The 16,452-nt window shown below is 70.0% G+C and carries 15 protein-coding genes and 1 pseudogene; 9 read left to right on the forward strand and 7 right to left on the reverse strand.

All coding sequences use genetic code 11. The annotated features are described in order from the left end of the window. Positions 1-25 precede the first annotated feature (25 nt). From M9914_06050 to M9914_06070, 5 genes are all read right to left on the reverse strand, one after another. Complete coding sequence (locus M9914_06050; protein ID MCO5173739.1) at positions 26-1,198, reverse strand: alpha-hydroxy-acid oxidizing protein; 1,173 nt, start codon at positions 1,196-1,198, stop codon at positions 26-28. Positions 1,199-1,391: 193 nt separating this feature from the next. Beyond that, entirely contained in the window at positions 1,392-1,799 is a 408-nt protein-coding gene (locus M9914_06055; protein MCO5173740.1) for a VOC family protein, read from the reverse strand. Between the two features lie 53 nt (positions 1,800-1,852). Further along, complete coding sequence (locus M9914_06060; protein ID MCO5173741.1) at positions 1,853-2,305, reverse strand: AraC family transcriptional regulator; 453 nt, start codon at positions 2,303-2,305, stop codon at positions 1,853-1,855. Between the two features lie 49 nt (positions 2,306-2,354). Next, entirely contained in the window at positions 2,355-2,741 is a 387-nt protein-coding gene (locus M9914_06065) for a type II toxin-antitoxin system VapC family toxin (GenBank protein MCO5173742.1), read from the reverse strand. Beyond that, a complete protein-coding gene (locus M9914_06070) occupies positions 2,738-3,013 on the reverse strand; it encodes a type II toxin-antitoxin system prevent-host-death family antitoxin (protein MCO5173743.1) in 276 nt (91 codons plus the stop codon). The genes M9914_06065 and M9914_06070 overlap by 4 nt, the downstream gene beginning before the upstream one ends. Before the next feature lie 231 nt (positions 3,014-3,244). Between M9914_06070 and M9914_06075 the strand changes: the two genes are divergently transcribed. The 6 genes and pseudogenes from M9914_06075 (at position 3,245) to M9914_06100 (ending at position 8,930) form a co-directional block, all read left to right on the forward strand. Continuing rightward, positions 3,245-4,075 carry a metal-dependent transcriptional regulator gene (locus tag M9914_06075; GenBank protein ID MCO5173744.1) on the forward strand — a complete coding sequence of 277 codons (831 nt, stop codon included), beginning with the start codon at positions 3,245-3,247 and terminating at the stop codon, positions 4,073-4,075. Positions 4,076-4,338: 263 nt separating this feature from the next. Continuing rightward, the gene (locus M9914_06080) at positions 4,339-5,220 is read left to right on the forward strand and encodes a metal ABC transporter substrate-binding protein (GenBank protein MCO5173745.1); all 882 of its coding nucleotides are present in this window, start codon (positions 4,339-4,341) and stop codon (positions 5,218-5,220) included. Between the two features lie 9 nt (positions 5,221-5,229). Continuing rightward, positions 5,230-5,985: pseudogene (locus tag M9914_06085) on the forward strand (manganese/iron ABC transporter ATP-binding protein). A 107-nt stretch (positions 5,986-6,092) separates the two neighbouring features. Next, complete coding sequence (locus M9914_06090; protein MCO5173746.1) at positions 6,093-6,992, forward strand: metal ABC transporter permease; 900 nt, start codon at positions 6,093-6,095, stop codon at positions 6,990-6,992. A 2-nt stretch (positions 6,993-6,994) separates the two neighbouring features. Continuing rightward, positions 6,995-7,849 (forward strand): metal ABC transporter permease, encoded by an 855-nt coding sequence (locus M9914_06095; GenBank protein MCO5173747.1) that lies wholly within the window; start codon positions 6,995-6,997, stop codon positions 7,847-7,849. A gap of 25 nt (positions 7,850-7,874) precedes the next feature. Then, positions 7,875-8,930 (forward strand): nitroreductase family protein, encoded by a 1,056-nt coding sequence (locus M9914_06100; GenBank protein MCO5173748.1) that lies wholly within the window; start codon positions 7,875-7,877, stop codon positions 8,928-8,930. Between the two features lie 50 nt (positions 8,931-8,980). On the opposite strand, the gene M9914_06105 is transcribed toward M9914_06100, so the two are convergent. Both M9914_06105 and M9914_06110 read right to left on the reverse strand, forming a co-directional pair. After that, positions 8,981-11,164, reverse strand: coding sequence for a hypothetical protein (locus M9914_06105; GenBank protein ID MCO5173749.1), 2,184 nt, complete (start codon positions 11,162-11,164; stop codon positions 8,981-8,983). Next, positions 11,161-12,879 (reverse strand): Ig-like domain-containing protein, encoded by a 1,719-nt coding sequence (locus M9914_06110; protein MCO5173750.1) that lies wholly within the window; start codon positions 12,877-12,879, stop codon positions 11,161-11,163. Before M9914_06110 ends, M9914_06105 begins: the two co-directional genes overlap by 4 nt. Before the next feature lie 156 nt (positions 12,880-13,035). On the opposite strand from M9914_06110, the gene M9914_06115 reads away from it, so the two are divergent. From M9914_06115 to M9914_06125, 3 genes are read left to right on the forward strand one after another with little or no spacing between them, the layout of a single operon-like run. Next, entirely contained in the window at positions 13,036-13,995 is a 960-nt protein-coding gene (locus M9914_06115) for an ABC transporter ATP-binding protein (protein ID MCO5173751.1), read from the forward strand. Between the two features lies 1 nt (position 13,996). Then, entirely contained in the window at positions 13,997-15,211 is a 1,215-nt protein-coding gene (locus M9914_06120; GenBank protein ID MCO5173752.1) for an ABC transporter permease, read from the forward strand. Further along, complete coding sequence (locus M9914_06125) at positions 15,208-16,368, forward strand: ABC transporter permease (protein ID MCO5173753.1); 1,161 nt, start codon at positions 15,208-15,210, stop codon at positions 16,366-16,368. The genes M9914_06120 and M9914_06125 overlap by 4 nt, the downstream gene beginning before the upstream one ends. Positions 16,369-16,452 lie beyond the last annotated feature (84 nt).

Below are 16,452 nucleotides of genomic sequence, written 5' to 3' on the forward strand. Positions count from 1 at the left end.
CTCTGATCCGAGGGACGGTACGCCCTCAGGCGTTCGGCCACCCGTCGGGCAGGCTGTAGAACTCGTCGCTGAGCTCGTGTATCGACGGGCACCCGAGCAGCCTGAGCATGCGCTCGAGCCCGGAGCGCAGGATCTGGATGGTCGCCGCCACGCCCGCCTTCCCACCGGCGGCGAGGCCATACGCGTACGCCCTGCCGATCAGCACGGCCCTGGCGCCCACGGCGAGCGCCGTGGCCACGTCGGCGCCGCTCCTTATGCCGCCGTCTAGGAGGACCTCGACCTGGTCGCCAACGGCCTTTACGACTTCGGGCAGGGCGTGCAGCGAGGGCGCCACGCCGTCGAGCTGCCTGCCGCCGTGGTTGGAGACGACGACCGCGCTCGCGCCCGCGTCAACGGCTCGCCGTGCGTCATCCGCGACGTGGACGCCTTTGACGATGATCGGCCCGTCCCACAGCTCCTTGATCCAGTCGAGGTCGGTCCACGCCACCGCCGCGGCGGCGAGCTGGGCGCCGATGTCGCCGTACTTCATCGGGCCGTCCGGCAGGACGACGTTCGGGAAGTTCATGACGCCGCCCTCCTGGAAGAAATCGAGGAGCCACCACGGTCGCGCGATGACCTGCGGAACGTAAGGCAGCATGGCCGGGAACTTCCTCGCGATGAGCTGAGGCGCGCCGTCGCGGATGTCGCGCTCGCGCATGCCGGCCACGGCCGTGTCTATCGTCACCACCAGCGCCGAGTAGCCGGCCGCCTTGGCACGCGCTATGGCGCTCGCGGCCACGTCGCGTCCGCCGCACAGGTAGAGCTGGTACCAGCACGTGCCCTGGCTGGCGGCCCGCACGTCTTCCAGGCGCGTGCCGGACAGGGTGGAGAGGGTGTAGATCGTGCCCGCTTCGCCGGCCGCCGCCGCTGCCGCCTCCTCGCCGTGCGGCCAGAACATCCGCGACGACCCGACGGGCGCGAGGATGATGGGGAAGGGCAGGCGCTGGCCTAGTACGGTCGTGCCGAGGTCGACCTCGCCGAACTTCACCGCGCCCCTCGGGCGCCACACGATGTCCCGGAACGCCGCGGAGTTCGAGCGCATGGTGCGCTCGTTGTCCGCCCCACCGTCGATATAGTCGAACACCATGCGGGGCAGCCTGCGCTTGGCCCGGCGCCTCAGGTCCTCGATGCTTGCTACTCCCGCCGGCAACCCGCTCACGACCGCTTGCCTCGGTTGGCAGACACGCTCATCTTCCCGTCCTTCCGACCCTCGCCTTCACGCGGCTCACGCCCCGGCGCCGCGTACGGGGGACGCCGCATGGTAACGCCCGGTCGCCATGAGCAGCGGCCCCGCGTCCGGGGCCGCTCGGAGCCTGCTCTCCAGTGGCTTGGGGGTTGGGGCCGGTTCGGCCTCAGTGGTACTGGACGATGCGGATGTGGTTACCGAAGGGGTCGCGGATGCCGAAGTCCGTGCCGTAGTCGCGTTTCGTCGGCTCGTCCGTGATCTGGACGCCTTTGGCCTTGAGGGTCTCGTACATCGCCTGGGCGTCCGTGGTTATGAAACCGACCGTGAAGCCCGTGGCGCCCTTCGTGACGATCTCCCTCACTTGAGCGGCCGTCTCCGGGTCCATGCTGGGCGGTGCCGGCACCTCCAGAAGGATCTCCGGGCCGCTGCCGCCAGGTACCCTGACCGTCAGCCAGCGCATGAACCCGAATTCGACGTCGTTGCTCACCTCCAGACCGAGCTTGCCGACGTAGAAGTCGAGGGCCTCGTTCTGGTCTAGGACTAGCACGTTGGAGATGTTGATCCCTTTGAGCATCGGTCTTCCTCCCGGCCGCTCGCGGCGGCGTCGCTCGTGGCGAACGCTTGACTCTAGCCGTCCCCGTCGGCAGGCGCTTCTCCAAAACTGCTCGGACGGGCCCAGGCCTTGAAGAAGCACGTCGGGACGGCGACGGGCGGGTAGAGCCCGCGATACTCGGAAGGGGAGACGCAGACGATCTCCTTGAACGTGCGGCTGAACGTGCCGAGGCTGTTGAAGCCGACGTCGAAGCAGACGTCGGTGACGCTCCGCCGCGACTGCCGCAGCGCGAACATGGCGCGCTCGACGCGCCTGCGCTGGAGGTAGCGGTACGGGGTCTCGCCGAACACGGCCTTGAACGTGCGGATGAAGTGCGCCTCGCTCATGTCGATGCTCGCTGCGAGTCCGGGCACGTCGAGGGGCCGCGCGTAATGCCTGTCCATCGCGTTGCGCACCCGCAACATCAGGCGGTTGCGGGCCTCGGCGGGAGCCGGCGCGCTCGTGGACGTCGCGGTTGGCGTCGGCATGATGGCGCTTAGGGTAACGGAAGAGGGCTACGGGTGGCCACGCTTGGGCTCACCAGATCACGCGTACGCCGAGGTCGGAGAACGCCGGATCGCGCGTGATCAGGTGGAGGTCCTCGACCTGCGCCTGCGCCGCCAGCATGCGGTCGAACGGGTCCCTATGCGTGCCGGGCATGGAGCCGGCCAGAACGGCGTGCTCGTGACCGATGGAGATCAGGCTCGCTCGAAGATCGGCGAGCACGAGTTCGAAGGACTCGAGGAGTTCTCCGCCTTGTGGAAGCTTGCCGATGCGCTGCTTGGTCGCTATCTCCCACGACGTTGCCGAGCTGACGAACAGTCGGTTGACCGGGTCCAGGAGGGTTGTCGTCGCGGTCTTGGAGAGGCGCTCCGGGTCGGTGGCGCTCCAGACGAGCACGTGGGTATCCAGCAGGAGTCTCACGCCGTCTGGCCCCCCTCCCAAGCATGGAGCTCTTCCTCTGGTAGGGCGTCGAAGAAAGCGGAGTCATCGATCGGGGGTATGAGCCCCACGAGGCCTCCCAGCACGCGAGGTTCCGTTTCCGGTGCCTCCAACGGTACGAGTCGCGCGTAAGGCTTGCCCGCCTTGGCAAGGATTATCTCCTCGCCTGCGTGCGCGCGTTCCAACAGCCTGGACAGTTGGGTCTTGGCCTCGTGCACGTTCACGACCGGCGGTTTCATGCTGCCCCTCTTCATATCCTTAGTTTAGTCTAGCTAAGTCTATCTACCACAACCATCATGTCTTGATCGCCACCACCAGGGTCTTGCGCGGGGCTCGTCTTCGCCAGCGACCGAAGCCTAAGGAGCGTCGGCGTGGTTCCAGCCAGCGCGGTTGTCCGCGGCTGCGTTCCGGCCCCCGCGGTTGTCCGCGGTCGCGTTCCAGCCCCCGCGGTTGCGTTCCGACCCGCGCTGCCCTAACGTTTAGGCATGGCTAAGGAGCGCAAGGCGGTGAACGAGGCCGAGGCGAACGGGGTCGCGGCGGACGCGGGCGCCGTCCTCGCGTCAAGCCGGAGCGGTGGCGAGGAGATGATCGACCCGGCGGACGCCGCCGCGGCCCAGCACAAGGACGACGGCGCCGCCCGCCTCTCCAGCTCCGTCGGCGACTACCTGAAGGCGATCTGGTTGCTGGCCGGCGACGGCGTGGCCGGTACCGGCGAGATCGCGCGCGAGCTGGGTGTCACCGCTCCGTCCGTCACGGCCATGCTGAGCAAGATGAGCGGCGCGGAGCTCGTCGCGTACGAGCCGTACCGCGGCGCCTCGCTCACGCCGGCCGGGCGCCGCGAGGCGCTGCGGCTGGTCAGGCGCCACCTGCTCCTCGAGATGTTCATGGTCACCCAGCTCGGCTTCGGTTGGGACGAGGTGCACCAGGAGGCGGAGCTCATGGAGCACGTCGTCTCCGACGTGTTCGCGGAGAGGCTGGCCAAGCACCTCGACGACCCGGAGTTCGACCCACACGGTTATCCGATACCGAGAGTGGACGGCAGCGTGCCCGTAGCCCCGACCACGCCGTTGGCCGACCTCGCCTTGGGTGGGCGGTTCCGCGTCCATCGGCTCCTGACCCGCGACCGCGCCGTGCTCGCCTATCTCGAGTCGCGCTCGGTCGAGCCGGGTGCCGAACTCGTGCTCCGTTCGCTCGAGCCCGGCGGCAACCTGCTGCACCTGGAGTTCGTCGGCATCGGCGACGGCGCGCGGGGGCGCAAGGTCGCGCTGTCTCGCGAGCTCGCCTCGCTCGTTCTGGGCGAGAACCTGGTCATCTAGCGGCCTTCGACACGCCTGCGAGTGGTCTTCGAAAACGTAAGGCGCGCGGGTCATGCCCGCACGCCTCCGGTCGGTGAGGCGTGCCCGCCGAGGGCGCTTGACGCGCTCGAACCGGCACGCTAGATTAGGCGAGGCTAAACCGCGCACTAGTCGCGGCGAAGAAACTGCCGGACCGGCAGCCGGCGTGAGCCGAAACCACTGGAGGCAAGATGCGTAGCCCGTCCCAACACGCTCGACCACTCGCCCTGGCTCGCGCGGTCACCTTGAGGCTGGCACTGCTCGGCGGCTTGGTCTTCCTAGGCGCCTCGACGGCGTTCGCCCAGGAGCGGTTCAAGGTCGTCACCACCTTCACGGTCATCGCCGACATGGCGCGCAACGTCGCCGGCGACGCCGCGGTGGTCGAGTCCATAACGAAACCCGGCGCCGAGATCCACGACTACCAGCCCACCCCCGGCGACGTGCGTCGGGCGCAGGACGCCGACCTCATCCTCTGGAACGGCCTCAACCTGGAACGTTGGTTCCAGCGCTTCTTCGAGAACCTCAAGGGCGTCCCCAGCGTCGTCGTCAGCGACGGCATCGAGCCCATCGGCATCTTCGAGGGGCCTTACGAGGGCCTCCCCAACCCGCACGCCTGGATGTCGCCGACGAACGCCCTCCGTTACGTCGACAACATCCGCGCCGCGCTGGTCGAGCACGACCCGGCGAACGCGGCCGTGTACGAGGCGAACGCCGAGGCTTACAAGGTTCGGATCGAGGGCGTCATCGGCCCGATCAGGGAGTCGCTCGCTGCCGTACCGGAAGAGCAGCGGTGGTTGGTGACGAGCGAGGGCGCGTTCTCGTACCTGGCGCGCGACTTCGGGTTCAAGGAGCTCTACCTCTGGCCCATCAACGCCGACGCGCAAGGCACCCCGCAACAGGTCAGGAAGGTCATCGACGTCGTGCGCGCGAACGCCATCCCAGTGGTGTTCTCCGAGAGCACCGTCTCGGACAAGCCGGCGAAGGAAGTGGCGCGGGAGACGGGCGCGCGTTACGGCGGCGTGCTCTACGTCGACTCGCTCACGGACGCCGGCGGCGCCGTGCCCACCTACCTGGACTTGCTACGCGTGACCAGCCAGACGATCGCCAACGGTTTCCTGGGGGAGTAAGAGGCAGGTATGACCGCAGGATCCGAGACGACAAGCGACCACGGTGCGAGCGCCGGCATCAGGGTCGAGGACGTGACCGTCACGTACCGTAACGGTCACACGGCCCTCAGCGGCGCCAGCTTCGCGATCCCGGTGGGGACCATCACGGCGCTCGTGGGGGTGAACGGCGCGGGCAAGTCCACGATGTTCAAGGCCATCATGGGCTTCGTCAGGCCGGCGCGCGGCGAGATCAGCGTCCTGGGCCGCTCCGTCGCGAAGGCGTTGCGTCAGAACCTCATCGCGTACGTTCCGCAGGCCGAGGAGGTCGACTGGAACTTCCCCGTGCTCGTCGAGGACGTCGTGATGATGGGGCGGTACGGTCACATGGGCGGCCTGCGCATACCGCGGCGCGCCGACCGGGAGGCCGTGGGCGCGGCCTTGGAGCGGGTCGGGATGAGCGAGCTCCGCAAGCGCCAGATCGGCGAGCTCTCCGGCGGCCAGCGTAAGCGCGTGTTCCTCGCCAGGGCACTCGCACAGGACAGCCGCGTGATCCTGCTCGACGAGCCGTTCAGCGGCGTGGACGTCAAGACGGAGGAGAGGATAGTCACCCTGCTCGCCGAGCTGCGGGGCGAAGGGCGCGTCATGCTCGTGTCGACCCACGACCTGGCTTCGGTGCCCACGTTCTGCGACCACGTCGTGCTCGTCAAGGGCACCGTCCTCGCTTACGGCCCGACTGACGTGACGTTCACCAAGGAGAACCTGGACCGGGCGTTCGGAGGGGTGGTCGGACGGCGGTCGCCGGACGGCCCGTTCTTCGGGGCGCTGGCGGGCATGGAGGAGCGCTCCGGGGGGCCGGCACTCGACGGCGCGCGGCTGGGACGCACAGAGAACTGATGACGACGCTGCTCGAGCCGTTCACGTACGGCTACATGCAGAACGCCATGTGGGTGTCCGCCCTAGTCGGTTGCGTGTGCGCGTTCCTCTCGTGCTACCTGATGCTCAAGGGGTGGTCGCTCATCGGCGACGCGCTCTCGCACGCCATCGTGCCGGGCGTGGCGGGGGCGTACATGTTCGGGCTGCCGTTCTCCGTCGGGGCGTTCGTCGCCGGGCTGTTGGCGGCCGGCACGATGTTCGTGCTCAACCAGCGCACGAAGTTGAAGGAGGACGTGGTCATCGGGCTCATCCTCGTCACGTTCTTCGGGCTCGGGCTCTTCATGGTGTCCGTCTCGCCCGTGCACGTGAACGTGCAGACCATCGTGCTCGGCAACGTCCTCGCGATCACCCCGACGGACACGCTCCAACTCGCCGTCATCGGGTTCGTGTGCCTGGCCGTGCTCCTCCTCAAGTGGCGGGCCTTGGTGCTCACCTTCTTCGACGAGAACCACGCCCGCTCCGTGGGCCTGCGGCCGGGCAGGCTCAAGGTCATGTTCTTCACGGTCCTCGCCGCCGCTACCGTGGCGGCGCTCCAGACGGTCGGGGCGTTCCTCGTCATCTGCATGGTCGTGACGCCCGGCGCCACCGCCTACCTGCTCACGGACCGCTTCCCGAGGCTGCTCGCCATAGCCGTGAACATCGGGACCGTGACCAGCTTCGTCGGTGCCTACGCCAGCTACTTCCTCGACGGCGCGACGGGCGGCATCATCGTGGTGCTCCAGACGGCGATCTTCCTCACCGCCTTCACGTTCGCGCCCAAGCACGGCGTGTTGGCGGCCAGGCGGAGGGCGCGCCTGGCCCTGCGCGGCGCGGCGCAACGGGGCTCGGACGCGCAGGCGCTGCGAGAGGCGGCCGGTTGAGCATGCTCGAGGTCCTCCTGGCGCCGTTCCGGTTCGAGTTCATGAACGAGGCCTTCCTCATCACGACGCTGGTGGCCGTGCCGGCCGCCCTCCTCTCCTGCTTCCTCGTGCTCAAGGGGTGGGCGCTGCTGGGCGACGCGGTCAGCCACGCCGTCTTCCCCGGCGTGGTGCTCGCGTACGTCCTGGGCTGGCCCCTCGCCGTCGGGGCGTTCCTGGCCGGCATGTTCACGGCGGTCGCCACGGGCTACCTCGGGGCGAACAGCCGCATCAAGCAGGACACGGTGATGGGCGTGGTGTTCGCCGGCATGTTCGGGCTCGGCGTCGTCATGTTCGTGAAGGTCAAGACGGACGTGCACCTGAACCACATCCTCTTCGGGAACATGCTCGGGGTGAGCTGGGGGGACGTTGTCCAGACCGGAGCCATAGCCTTGGTCGTGACGGGGCTAGTCGCGTTCAAGTGGCGCGACCTCCTCCTTTACGTCTTCGACCCGGCCCAAGCGCGCGCGGTCGGCCTGAGGGTGCAGGTCCTGCACTACGGGCTCCTAGCCCTCATCGCGCTCACCATCGTGGCCGCCCTGCAGGCCGTCGGCATCATCCTGGCGGTAGCCATCCTCATCGCGCCGGGCGCCATGGCCTACCTGCTCTGCCGCACGTTGCGCGGCATGCTCGTCTGCGCGGCGGCGGTCGCCGCCACCGGCGCGTTCCTCGGCGTCTACCTCTCGTTCTTCATCGACAGCGACCCGGCCGCGACGGTCGTGCTGGTCCTGGCGCTCGGCTTCGTCGTTGCGTTCGTTCGCAGCGCCGTGCGTGTCAAGCGCATGGAGCCCGGGACCGCCGGTAGCGGAGCGCGAAGCTGAGAGCGGCGCCCGGATAGAATCCCCCGTGGACCCAAGAGTCAACTTCATAACTTTGGCCGTCGCCGACGTGGGCGTCTCGCGCGCGTTCTACGTCGACGGTCTCGGCTGGCAACCCGCGTTCGAGGCCGCAGGCGAGGTCGTGTTCATCCGGCTCTCGCCCACGCTCGTGCTCTCGCTCTGGAGCGCAGCTGGTTTCGAGGCCGAGGTCGGCCCGCTCGGCCCTCGCGCGGGCCATCCGCCGTTCACGCTGGCCCACAACGTGCCGGCTAGGGAGCTCGTCGACGAGGCTCTGGCAGCTGCACGAGCCGCCGGCGCCACCATCCTCGAGCCTGCCGCCCAGCGCGATTGGGGCGGTTACTCCGGCTACTTCGCCGACCCGGACGGCTTCGCGTGGGAGGTCGCCTACAACCCGGGCGCGGTGGGGGTGGCCCTCATGGACGCGGTCGCCGCCGAAGCAGAGCCGACCGCGGAGCCGACAGCGGAGCCGACCGCGGAGCCGACCACGGTCGACGTGATCCGCACCCGCCGCTCCGTCCCGCAAGCGAAGCTGACCGGCGGGCCGGCGCTCGACCATCGCGAGGTCGTCGCGGCCGTCGAGTCCGCCCGCTGGGCGCCGAACCACAAGCGCACCGAGCCGTGGCGCTTCTACCTGCTGGACGACGAGCGGATAGCGCGGCTCGCCGGGCTCTGGGGCGAACAACTGGAGCGGACCGGTTCCAAGCCCGACCGGGTGGAGGCCAAGCGCCGCGACTGGGCCGAGGTACCCGGCGTGCTCGTCGTCACCTGCACGAGCGCGGAAGGTGCCGATGAGACCACGCGGCGGGAAGACTACGCCGCCGTGGCCTGCGCCGTGCAGAACCTCTGCTTGCACCTGTGGTCCAAGGGCATCGCCACGAAGTGGTCGACGGCCGCCGTGACGGAGCATGAGGGCTTCTGGCCGCTCCTGGGCCGCGAGCGCGCGCCGGACGGCACGCGCGTCGTGGCCCTCATCTTCTACGGCCTGGCGGAGGAGCTGCCGAAGCCCCACCGCAAGCTTCCCGTCGAGCACGTCCTCGTCGACCACCGCCATAGGGCAGGCTGACGGGAGCGCCGGCTCCTCACGCCAACTGCGCCCGCTTGCCCGCGACAGCCTCAGCAGATGACGGCGAAGCGCAGTACCACGTAGTCCTCGCCCACGCTCCCCTGCGCGTCCGTCACCCTTACCCGCAGCCGGATGAGCGTGTTGACTTCGCAGACGTTGCCTTCGAAGCCCGGGAGCTGGGAGACGCTCCACCTGCCCTGGTCATCCGGCACCACCGCATAGAGGGCCGTGCCGGTGCCGGTGCTCGGGTCGTAGCCGACCAGCGCGTCCCAGACCGTGCTCACGAGGTCGTCGCCCTCCGGGTCAAGGGCGTCGAAGCTTAGGGTCAACGGCTCGAACTGCGGCGCGTAGCTGTAGTCCTGCGGGCTGGTGATGGTGACCCGCGGTGGGTAGTTGGCGGGCGCGGGGCCGATGGCCAGGCTGACTTGTGCCGTGCTGACGGCGCCGTGGCTGTCGGTGGCGGTGAGGGTGACCGTGCGGGCCCCTTGCGTGAAGCCGTCGGTCACGGTCAGGGTGCAACCCGTCCCCAGCGCGGCTCCGGCGCTCCAGGCGAGCTGGTCGCAGGGCACGGCGTACTCCTCCTCGTTGGGGTCGTAGTTGAAGGAGCGGAAGCGCACCGGCTGGCCGGCGTAGAAGGTCTGACCGTTGTAGGGCGCCGTGATGGTCAGCTCCGGGGCGGTGTTCTCCACGCCGAGCGTGACGGTCTTGGTGGTCTCCTTGCCGCCCGAGTCGACCGCCTTCACCGTGATCGTGCGGGTCCCGGTGGTGGCGAAGACGACGGGCACCTCCGGCGTCGGGCCCGTGGCCGTCCCCAGGAGCCCAGAGGCGCCGTCAGTCGGGTCGCTCGAGCGGAAGGTGGTGGAGCAGCACGCGTTCCCGTCCTCCGCGTCGCGAACCGAGGCTCGGAGGTTTATGCCGTTCGGTCCGACCTGCACGGGCCCCTGGGTCAGGATCGTCAACTCGGGCGCGGTGTTGTCCGACTGGGCCACCTGCCACTCCAGGTCGATGAGCTTGGCCTGCCAGTCCTTGCTGAAGAGCCAGACGTCGATGGTCATGCCCGCGTTGGCCGCGAGGCCCGCGGTGAGCTTCCAGATGGGCGCGCGGGGGTAGGCGATGTCGACTCCCACGGACGGCACGATCTCCGCATAGGTCCCGACCATGCCGTAGAGCAGCAGCTCGCCGCGGATGGCGCCCTTGAGCTTGGCCTTGGCCACCACTTGGACGAACGACGGGGACTTCACGGGCTGCGCCACTTCCTCGTGGCTGGCGTCGCTGATGTTCGACCACTTGCCGTTCTTGTACTGGCCGCCGGCCTTCAGCGTCAGGGTCTCCTGCACCTCGTAGCTGACGCTGAAGCCGATGGAGCCGTCGATCCGCAGCTCAAGCTTGAGCTTGGGGACTATGACGACCGGGACCGGCCCGATGGAGAAAGTGATGGCTTTGCCCGTGATGGTCGCGAGCGGGATGGCCTTGCTGAGCGTGAGCCCCACCGGCGTCTTGCTGTCGAGCGCCAGGCGCGCGATCACCTGAGCGCCCACCTCGAACTTGAAGTAGGGGTTGGTCTCGAGGCACAAGTAGCTGCAGTTCAACGCGAAGGCCAGGTCGAAGATGGGCTGCGCGCCAACGTCGCCCTTGACCAGGACCTGGTCGCTCTTGGTGCTCAGGTTCCCGTCCGCGTCGTAGACGACCAGGTCGTCGAAGCTCCAGCCGATGAAGCCGGACGGCAGGGAGAGGGGCGAGAGGCCGTCCGCTGCCGCTGCCGCCAGCCGCTGGCGCTCGGCCGGCTCGGCGGGGTCGAACAGGCGCAGGCCGTCGACGTGGTACTCCACCGTGGCGACGTCGTCCGGCGTCATCGCGAAGCTCTCGTAGAGCGAGCCGGACTCCAGCGCCATGTCGAGCGACGCGAGCTCGGTCTGCAAGGTGAGCTCCCCCGCCACGGAGTCGTCGACGCCGGTGACGCGTCTCAGGATGCCGTTCGGGGCCGCGGCGGTCGGTTCGGAGACGACGACGTTACCCACCGCCAACGCCGGTAAGTCTGCGCCGGAGAAGACCAGCACTCCGCTGTCCTGGTCGTAGGCCTGTAGGGCGTCACGAGCGGCCGCGTCGAGGACCCTGGTGTCCGCGTTGGGCACGGCCGGGTAGTGCGGCTCGTCGTCGGGCGGCGTGGGGGCGCCGCAAGCGACGAGCAGCGTGAGCACCGCGACCGCGAGCCTGCCGAGGGGGCGTTTCTTCATGCCTGCGCTCCTTGCTTACCTGACTGGAGGGACGTGCCTATCCCGGGTTCGCCGCACTGGAACGAACCCGAGTAGGGTTGCGGGGTGGACAGGATGAGGCGCCCGGCGCTGCCCTGCTCGTAGACCCTGTCGAGCCGCCAGACGTAGGTCGTACCCGTGCAGTTGTAGTTGCTGGGCGGGTAGTAGGTGATCGTCAGACCGTCGCCGCTCAGCTGCACCCTGGCCTGGGTGATGGTGTCGAACAGCGCTCCGCTGCCGGTGCGGACCTCGCCCGCGATGTTGTCCACCTGCACGGGCTCGCTGAACGTCCAGGTGATCGGTTGGCTCGGGTCGTTCGTCCGGGGCGGGAGGCCGAGCCGCGACGGCGCGGGGGTGAAGCTGACCAGCCGCGGCTTGAAGTTCAGGGTGTCGAAGTCGCCGTTCCAGGGGGCCGTGAGGCCGTTGCCCATGAGGTCGCGCGCTTCCACCGTGAACTGCACGGCGTAGCTCTGCAGTTGGCGCAGACCGGCGACCGTGCAGCTCGCCTGGGCCGGTGTCGGCCACGCCCAGGCGCAACTCATGGCGGGGGCGCTGACGAAGGCCGCCTCGGCGGCGGTCTGGTCCATCGGCTCGCTGAAGTCGAAGGTGAGGACGCCGCGGCCCGTGTCCACGTCGACGTCCTGGGTGAAGCCGAGCACCTCGGGCGGGATCACGTCGGGCACGAAGCCGGCCATGAAGGAGACGGTCGTGGGGGTCGGCAGCGCGTTGCCGGCCAGGTCCTCGGCCACGAGTTGGAAGCGGTAGGCCTTGTCGCTCTCTATGAGGTCGGGGGCCACGTCGTCGAACTCGACCAGCGTTCCGCTGGGGCTCCAGGACGGGGCACCGAGCAACGTCGTGTCCAGCGTTGCCTCGACGGGCGCTCCCGGGTCGAGAGGGTCGCCCTCGGCGGGCGCCTGCACCTGGTAGAGGAAGACTTCAAGCGAGCCTGGGTCGATGGGTTCGGAGAACGCGAAGCGCACACGCGTCACCAGTCCGACGCCCCGCAGTCCGTCGGACGGTTGGCTGGAGACCAGCGTCGGCGGCGTGGTGTCACCCGGGGTGGCGGTCAACGTCGCCGAGGGTGTCGAGCGGTTGCCGGTACCGTCCTCCGCCACCAGGTAGACCGCGTACGTGGTGCCGTTCTCGAGCGGCGTCAGTACGTGCTCGGTCGGCGCCGTCGGCAGGGCCGCGACGCCCGTCGGCGCGTCGGGGTCCTCCCCCCAGAAGAGGAGGTAGCCCGCGAGGTCCGGTTCGGTGTTGGCCGTCCACGTGAGCCGGATGGCGCCGTCCATGGCCTCGGCCGCCAGTCCGGTGGGCGCCGCCGGCGGCTCTTGGTCGTCGAGCGTGGTGAAGCTCAGGTCCAGGCTGCGGGTGTTGCCGGCGTCGTCCTCCGCGACGATGGCGAAGCCGAGCGCCGTGCCCGCCGGCCAGGCGGGCGCCGGGGCGATGGTCACCACCCGACGCGCCTCGTCCCACACTGGGGCGGCCAGCCCCACGAGCGGCGAGGGGGTCACCTGCAGCTTCTTCACTGGCTTGCTGAAGGTGAGGACGACGGCCTCGTTCAGAGCGACGTCCGTGGCGCCGTCGGCGGGCGAGGCGGAGAGCAGCGTCGGCGGCGTGGCATCGCCGCCCTGCGGGCCGCAGGCGGTGAGCCAGGCGAGGGCTGCCAGGCTGATGAGGACGGTTCGGATACGCAAGGTCTCTTCCTCACTCGACGCGCTTACTGGGGGCGCCGGCCTCGAGCTTCTTCCCGGAGCACATCCTGCCCGCCTGGTGCCACAAGGGCGCCACAAGGCGCGGGGCCGGGGCGTGCCGGATCGCGGCCGCTCACGAGCGTCTGGTACGTTACTGGCGTGATACCCGCCAACCCCACCCCGGAGGCGCTCCTGGAGGTCAGGGACCTGAGGAGGAGCTTCGGCGCCTTGCAGGCCGTGCGCGGCGTGTCGTTCACCGTGGCAAGGGGCGAGACCTACGGCCTGCTCGGTCCGAACGGGGCAGGCAAGACGACCACGATCTCGATGGTCGCCGGCATCTTGAGGCGAGACGGCGGCGCCGTCGTGCTGGACGGCGAGCCGGTCGCGGCGACGAGCGTCGCCGCCCGCCGGTCCATCGGCCTCGTGCCACAGGACCTGGCCATCTACCCGGACCTGAACGCGCGCGAGAACCTCGCCTTCTTCGGCAGGCTGTACGGGCTCGGGGGGAAGGAGCTCGCGCGGCGGTGCGACGCCGTGCTCGACACGGTCGGACTGCTAGACCGCGCCGGTCAACTCGTTCGCGAGTACTCAGGGGGCATGAAGCGCAGGCTCAACATCGCCGCCGGGCTCCTCCACGAGCCCAAGCTGCTGATCCTGGACGAGCCGACCGTCGGCGTCGACCCGCAGTCGCGCAACGCCATCCTCGAGACGATCGAGCTGCTCGCGGACGGTGGCCTCGCCGTGCTCTACACGACCCACTACATGGAGGAGGCGGAGCGCCTCTGCGACCGGATCGGCATCGTGGACGACGGCCGCCTGGTGGCCGAGGGCACGCGCGCCGAGCTCGTGCGGCTCGTGGGCGGCGAGGACGACGTACGCGTGAGCGCGACGGGGAACCTCGCCGCTGCCGCCGAGCGCGTGCGGGGCGTCGAGGGGGTCTCGCGCGCGGACGTGGCGGACGAGGGCCTGCGGCTGGCGGCGAAGGGCGCGAGCGGCCTCCTCACGCAGCTGGTCCACGCGCTGGACGCCCCCGGCGTCAACGTCACCGGCATCGAGGTGAGGGAGCCGGACCTCGAGGCCGTGTTCCTCAGCCTCACGGGCAAGGCCCTGCGGGATTGACATGAACGCCGTCCTCCTAATCGCCTGGAAGGACCTCAGGCAGCGGCTGCGCGACCGCTCCTTCTTCATCTACGGCGTCGCCGCGCCGCTCGCCCTCGCTTACGTCTTCAGCCTTCTCCTCGGACCGCTGGCGCGGGGCATCCCCGATCCGCCGACCATCGGTCTCGTCGACGCTGACCGCTCCGCCGTCTCGGCCGGCCTGCGCTCGTTGCTCGGCGCCGTTCAGGACGCCGGCGTCATCTCATGGCGGGAGGTGGCGCTCCCGGTCGGCGCGGTCGAGCCGGCCCCCGCGGACCTCGCCAGCGCGGTCGAGGGCGAGGCGCGCCGAGCGCTGGCGGCGGGCGAGCTGGACGCGGTCATCGTCGTGCCTGGGGGGCTGCTCGGGGCGCTGGGGCGCGAGCCGGCCACGGTGAGGGTGCTGGGCACCACGAGCTCGCTCTTCGGGACCCAGCTCGCCGAGACCCTGGCGGATTCGTTCCTCGCCCGGCTCCGCGCGGGCACCTGGGCCGTCGCCGCGCTGAGCGAGCGGGGCGGCGTGGTCCTCGCGCCGCTCGTCATGGCCCAGGTCGCCTCGGCGGCGCAGCCGCTCGTGCTCGTCGACCGGCGGACGTCGGAGCGCCAGCTCGATCTGGTCACGTACATGGCAGCCGGCATGGCCGTGTTCTTCGTGTTCTTCATCGTGCAGATGGGGGTGGCCGGCCTGCTCGACGAGGAGAAGGACGGCACGCTCGCCCGCCTCCTGGTGGCGCCCATCGCGCGGCGCTCCATCATCGGCGGCAAGGTGCTCGCCAGCGTCTGCGTCGGGGTGCTGAGCCTGCTCGTGCTCTGGGGCGCGAGCACGCTCCTCATGGGCGCCAGGTGGGGCGAGCCGGCCGCGGTGCTCCTGCTCGTCCTCAGCGTCGTCGCCGCGGCCGCCGGCGTGCTCATGGCCGTGGCGGCGTTCGCGCGCAGCGCCGAGGCGGCGGGCAACGTCCAGTCGATCGTGGCCATCACGCTCGGGGTGCTCGGCGGCACGTTCTTCCCCCTGCCGGAGGCGGGCGGCGCCTTGTCGCTCCTCATGCGCGTCTCGCCGCACTTCTGGTTCTTGCGCGGCATGGCGGACGCGGCGGGCGGCGGCGTCCAAGCCGCCCTGCCCGACGCGCTCGCCATCCTCGTGTTCGCCGCCGTGGCGGGCGGGCTCGGCTGGGCGGCCTTCGGCAGGAGGCTCACGCGGTGACCAAGGTCCTCGCGATCGGCATCAACAACCTCAAGCGGTTCCTGAGGGACCGCTCCAACTACTTCTTTGCCCTGCTCCTGCCCATCGGACTGATCTTCATCACGGGCGTGACGTTCGGCGCGCAGACGCGGGCGCGCATCGCCGTCCATGGCGACGGGCGGCTCGTCGAGCGCTTCGCCGCCGCGCTCGACGGGCGCGAGGGCCTCGAGGTCGTGCGCGTGCCCGACGAGGCCGGGCTACGCGAAGGGGTCGAGCGGGGAGGCTACGTGGTCGGGGTCGCTTTCCCGACCGGGCTCGACGACCTCGTGGCCGGCGGCGCCTCGGCCGAGGTCGCCTACTACGGGCAGGCCGGCGGGACCGGCCAGAACTACCGCCTCGACGTGCAGGCGGCGCTCGAGTCGGCCACCGCCGACGCGCTCGCCGCCGGTCACCTCGCCAGGCGCACGGGCGAGCCGTTCGCCGAGGCGCTCGGCGCCGTCCGCGAGGCAGCGGCGCGTGTGCCGGAACTGAGCCTGGACACCGTCATCGTCGACGCCGGCGGCGCCCGCAGGAACTACCTCGGCTTCGGGCTCGTCTCCGCGGCCGAGTTGGTCCTGTTCGTGTTCCTCACGGGCCTGACGAGCGCCACCAACCTGGTCGAGAGCCGCAAGCTCGGGGTCACTAGGCGCATGCTCGCCTCCCCGACCGGCTCCCTGACCATCGTGGTGGGGGAGGGGCTCGGGCGCTTCCTCGTCGCCCTGTTCCAGGGGATGTACGTGGTCGTCGCGTCCAACCTCGTGTTCGGCGTCGAATGGGGCGCCCCGCTCGCCGTCCTCGTGCTCCTGGGCGCGTTCTCCGCGGTGGCGGCCGGCGCCGGCATGCTGATCGGCTCCGTCTTCTCGTCCGCGCAGCAGGCCGGCGGCGTGTCGGTGATGCTCGGGCTCGTCCTCGCCGCGCTCGGCGGCTGCATGGTCCCGCTCGAGCTGTTCGGCAGGACCATGCGCGAGGTCGCCAAGGTCGTGCCGCACTCCTGGGCGCTGGAGGGCTTCAACGTCCTGGTGCGCCAGGAGGGCGGCCTCGGGGCCGTGCTGCCGTACGTCGGCGTCCTGCTCGGCTTCGCCGTCGTGCTCTTCGCGTTGGCGGGTTGGCGGTTGCGCGCGGCTATCACGCAGGCCTAGGCGCGCACATCGAGGCCAGGTTGACGCGGTGGCCCACAGGCCTGGGCGCGTGGCGCGCGCTCCTGAAGGTCGACGCCCTGGCGC

This window comes from Trueperaceae bacterium (genome assembly GCA_023954415.1).
Lineage (GTDB): Bacteria > Deinococcota > Deinococci > Deinococcales > Trueperaceae > JAAYYF01.

What these genes read in the sequence shown, in the direction of transcription:
- M9914_06055 (MCO5173740.1), bottom strand. Translation starts at nt 1,799, where the DNA reads ATGCTCAAAGGGATCAACATCTCCAACGTGCTAGTCCTAGACCAGAAC.
- M9914_06060 (MCO5173741.1), bottom strand. Translation starts at nt 2,305, where the DNA reads ATGCCGACGCCAACCGCGACGTCCACGAGCGCGCCGGCTCCCGCCGAG.
- M9914_06070 (MCO5173743.1), bottom strand. Translation starts at nt 3,013, where the DNA reads ATGAAGAGGGGCAGCATGAAACCGCCGGTCGTGAACGTGCACGAGGCC.
- M9914_06075 (MCO5173744.1), top strand. Translation starts at nt 3,245, where the DNA reads ATGGCTAAGGAGCGCAAGGCGGTGAACGAGGCCGAGGCGAACGGGGTC.
- M9914_06090 (MCO5173746.1), top strand. Translation starts at nt 6,093, where the DNA reads ATGACGACGCTGCTCGAGCCGTTCACGTACGGCTACATGCAGAACGCC.
- M9914_06095 (MCO5173747.1), top strand. Translation starts at nt 6,995, where the DNA reads ATGCTCGAGGTCCTCCTGGCGCCGTTCCGGTTCGAGTTCATGAACGAG.
- M9914_06105 (MCO5173749.1), bottom strand. Translation starts at nt 11,164, where the DNA reads ATGAAGAAACGCCCCCTCGGCAGGCTCGCGGTCGCGGTGCTCACGCTG.
- M9914_06120 (MCO5173752.1), top strand. Translation starts at nt 13,997, where the DNA reads ATGAACGCCGTCCTCCTAATCGCCTGGAAGGACCTCAGGCAGCGGCTG.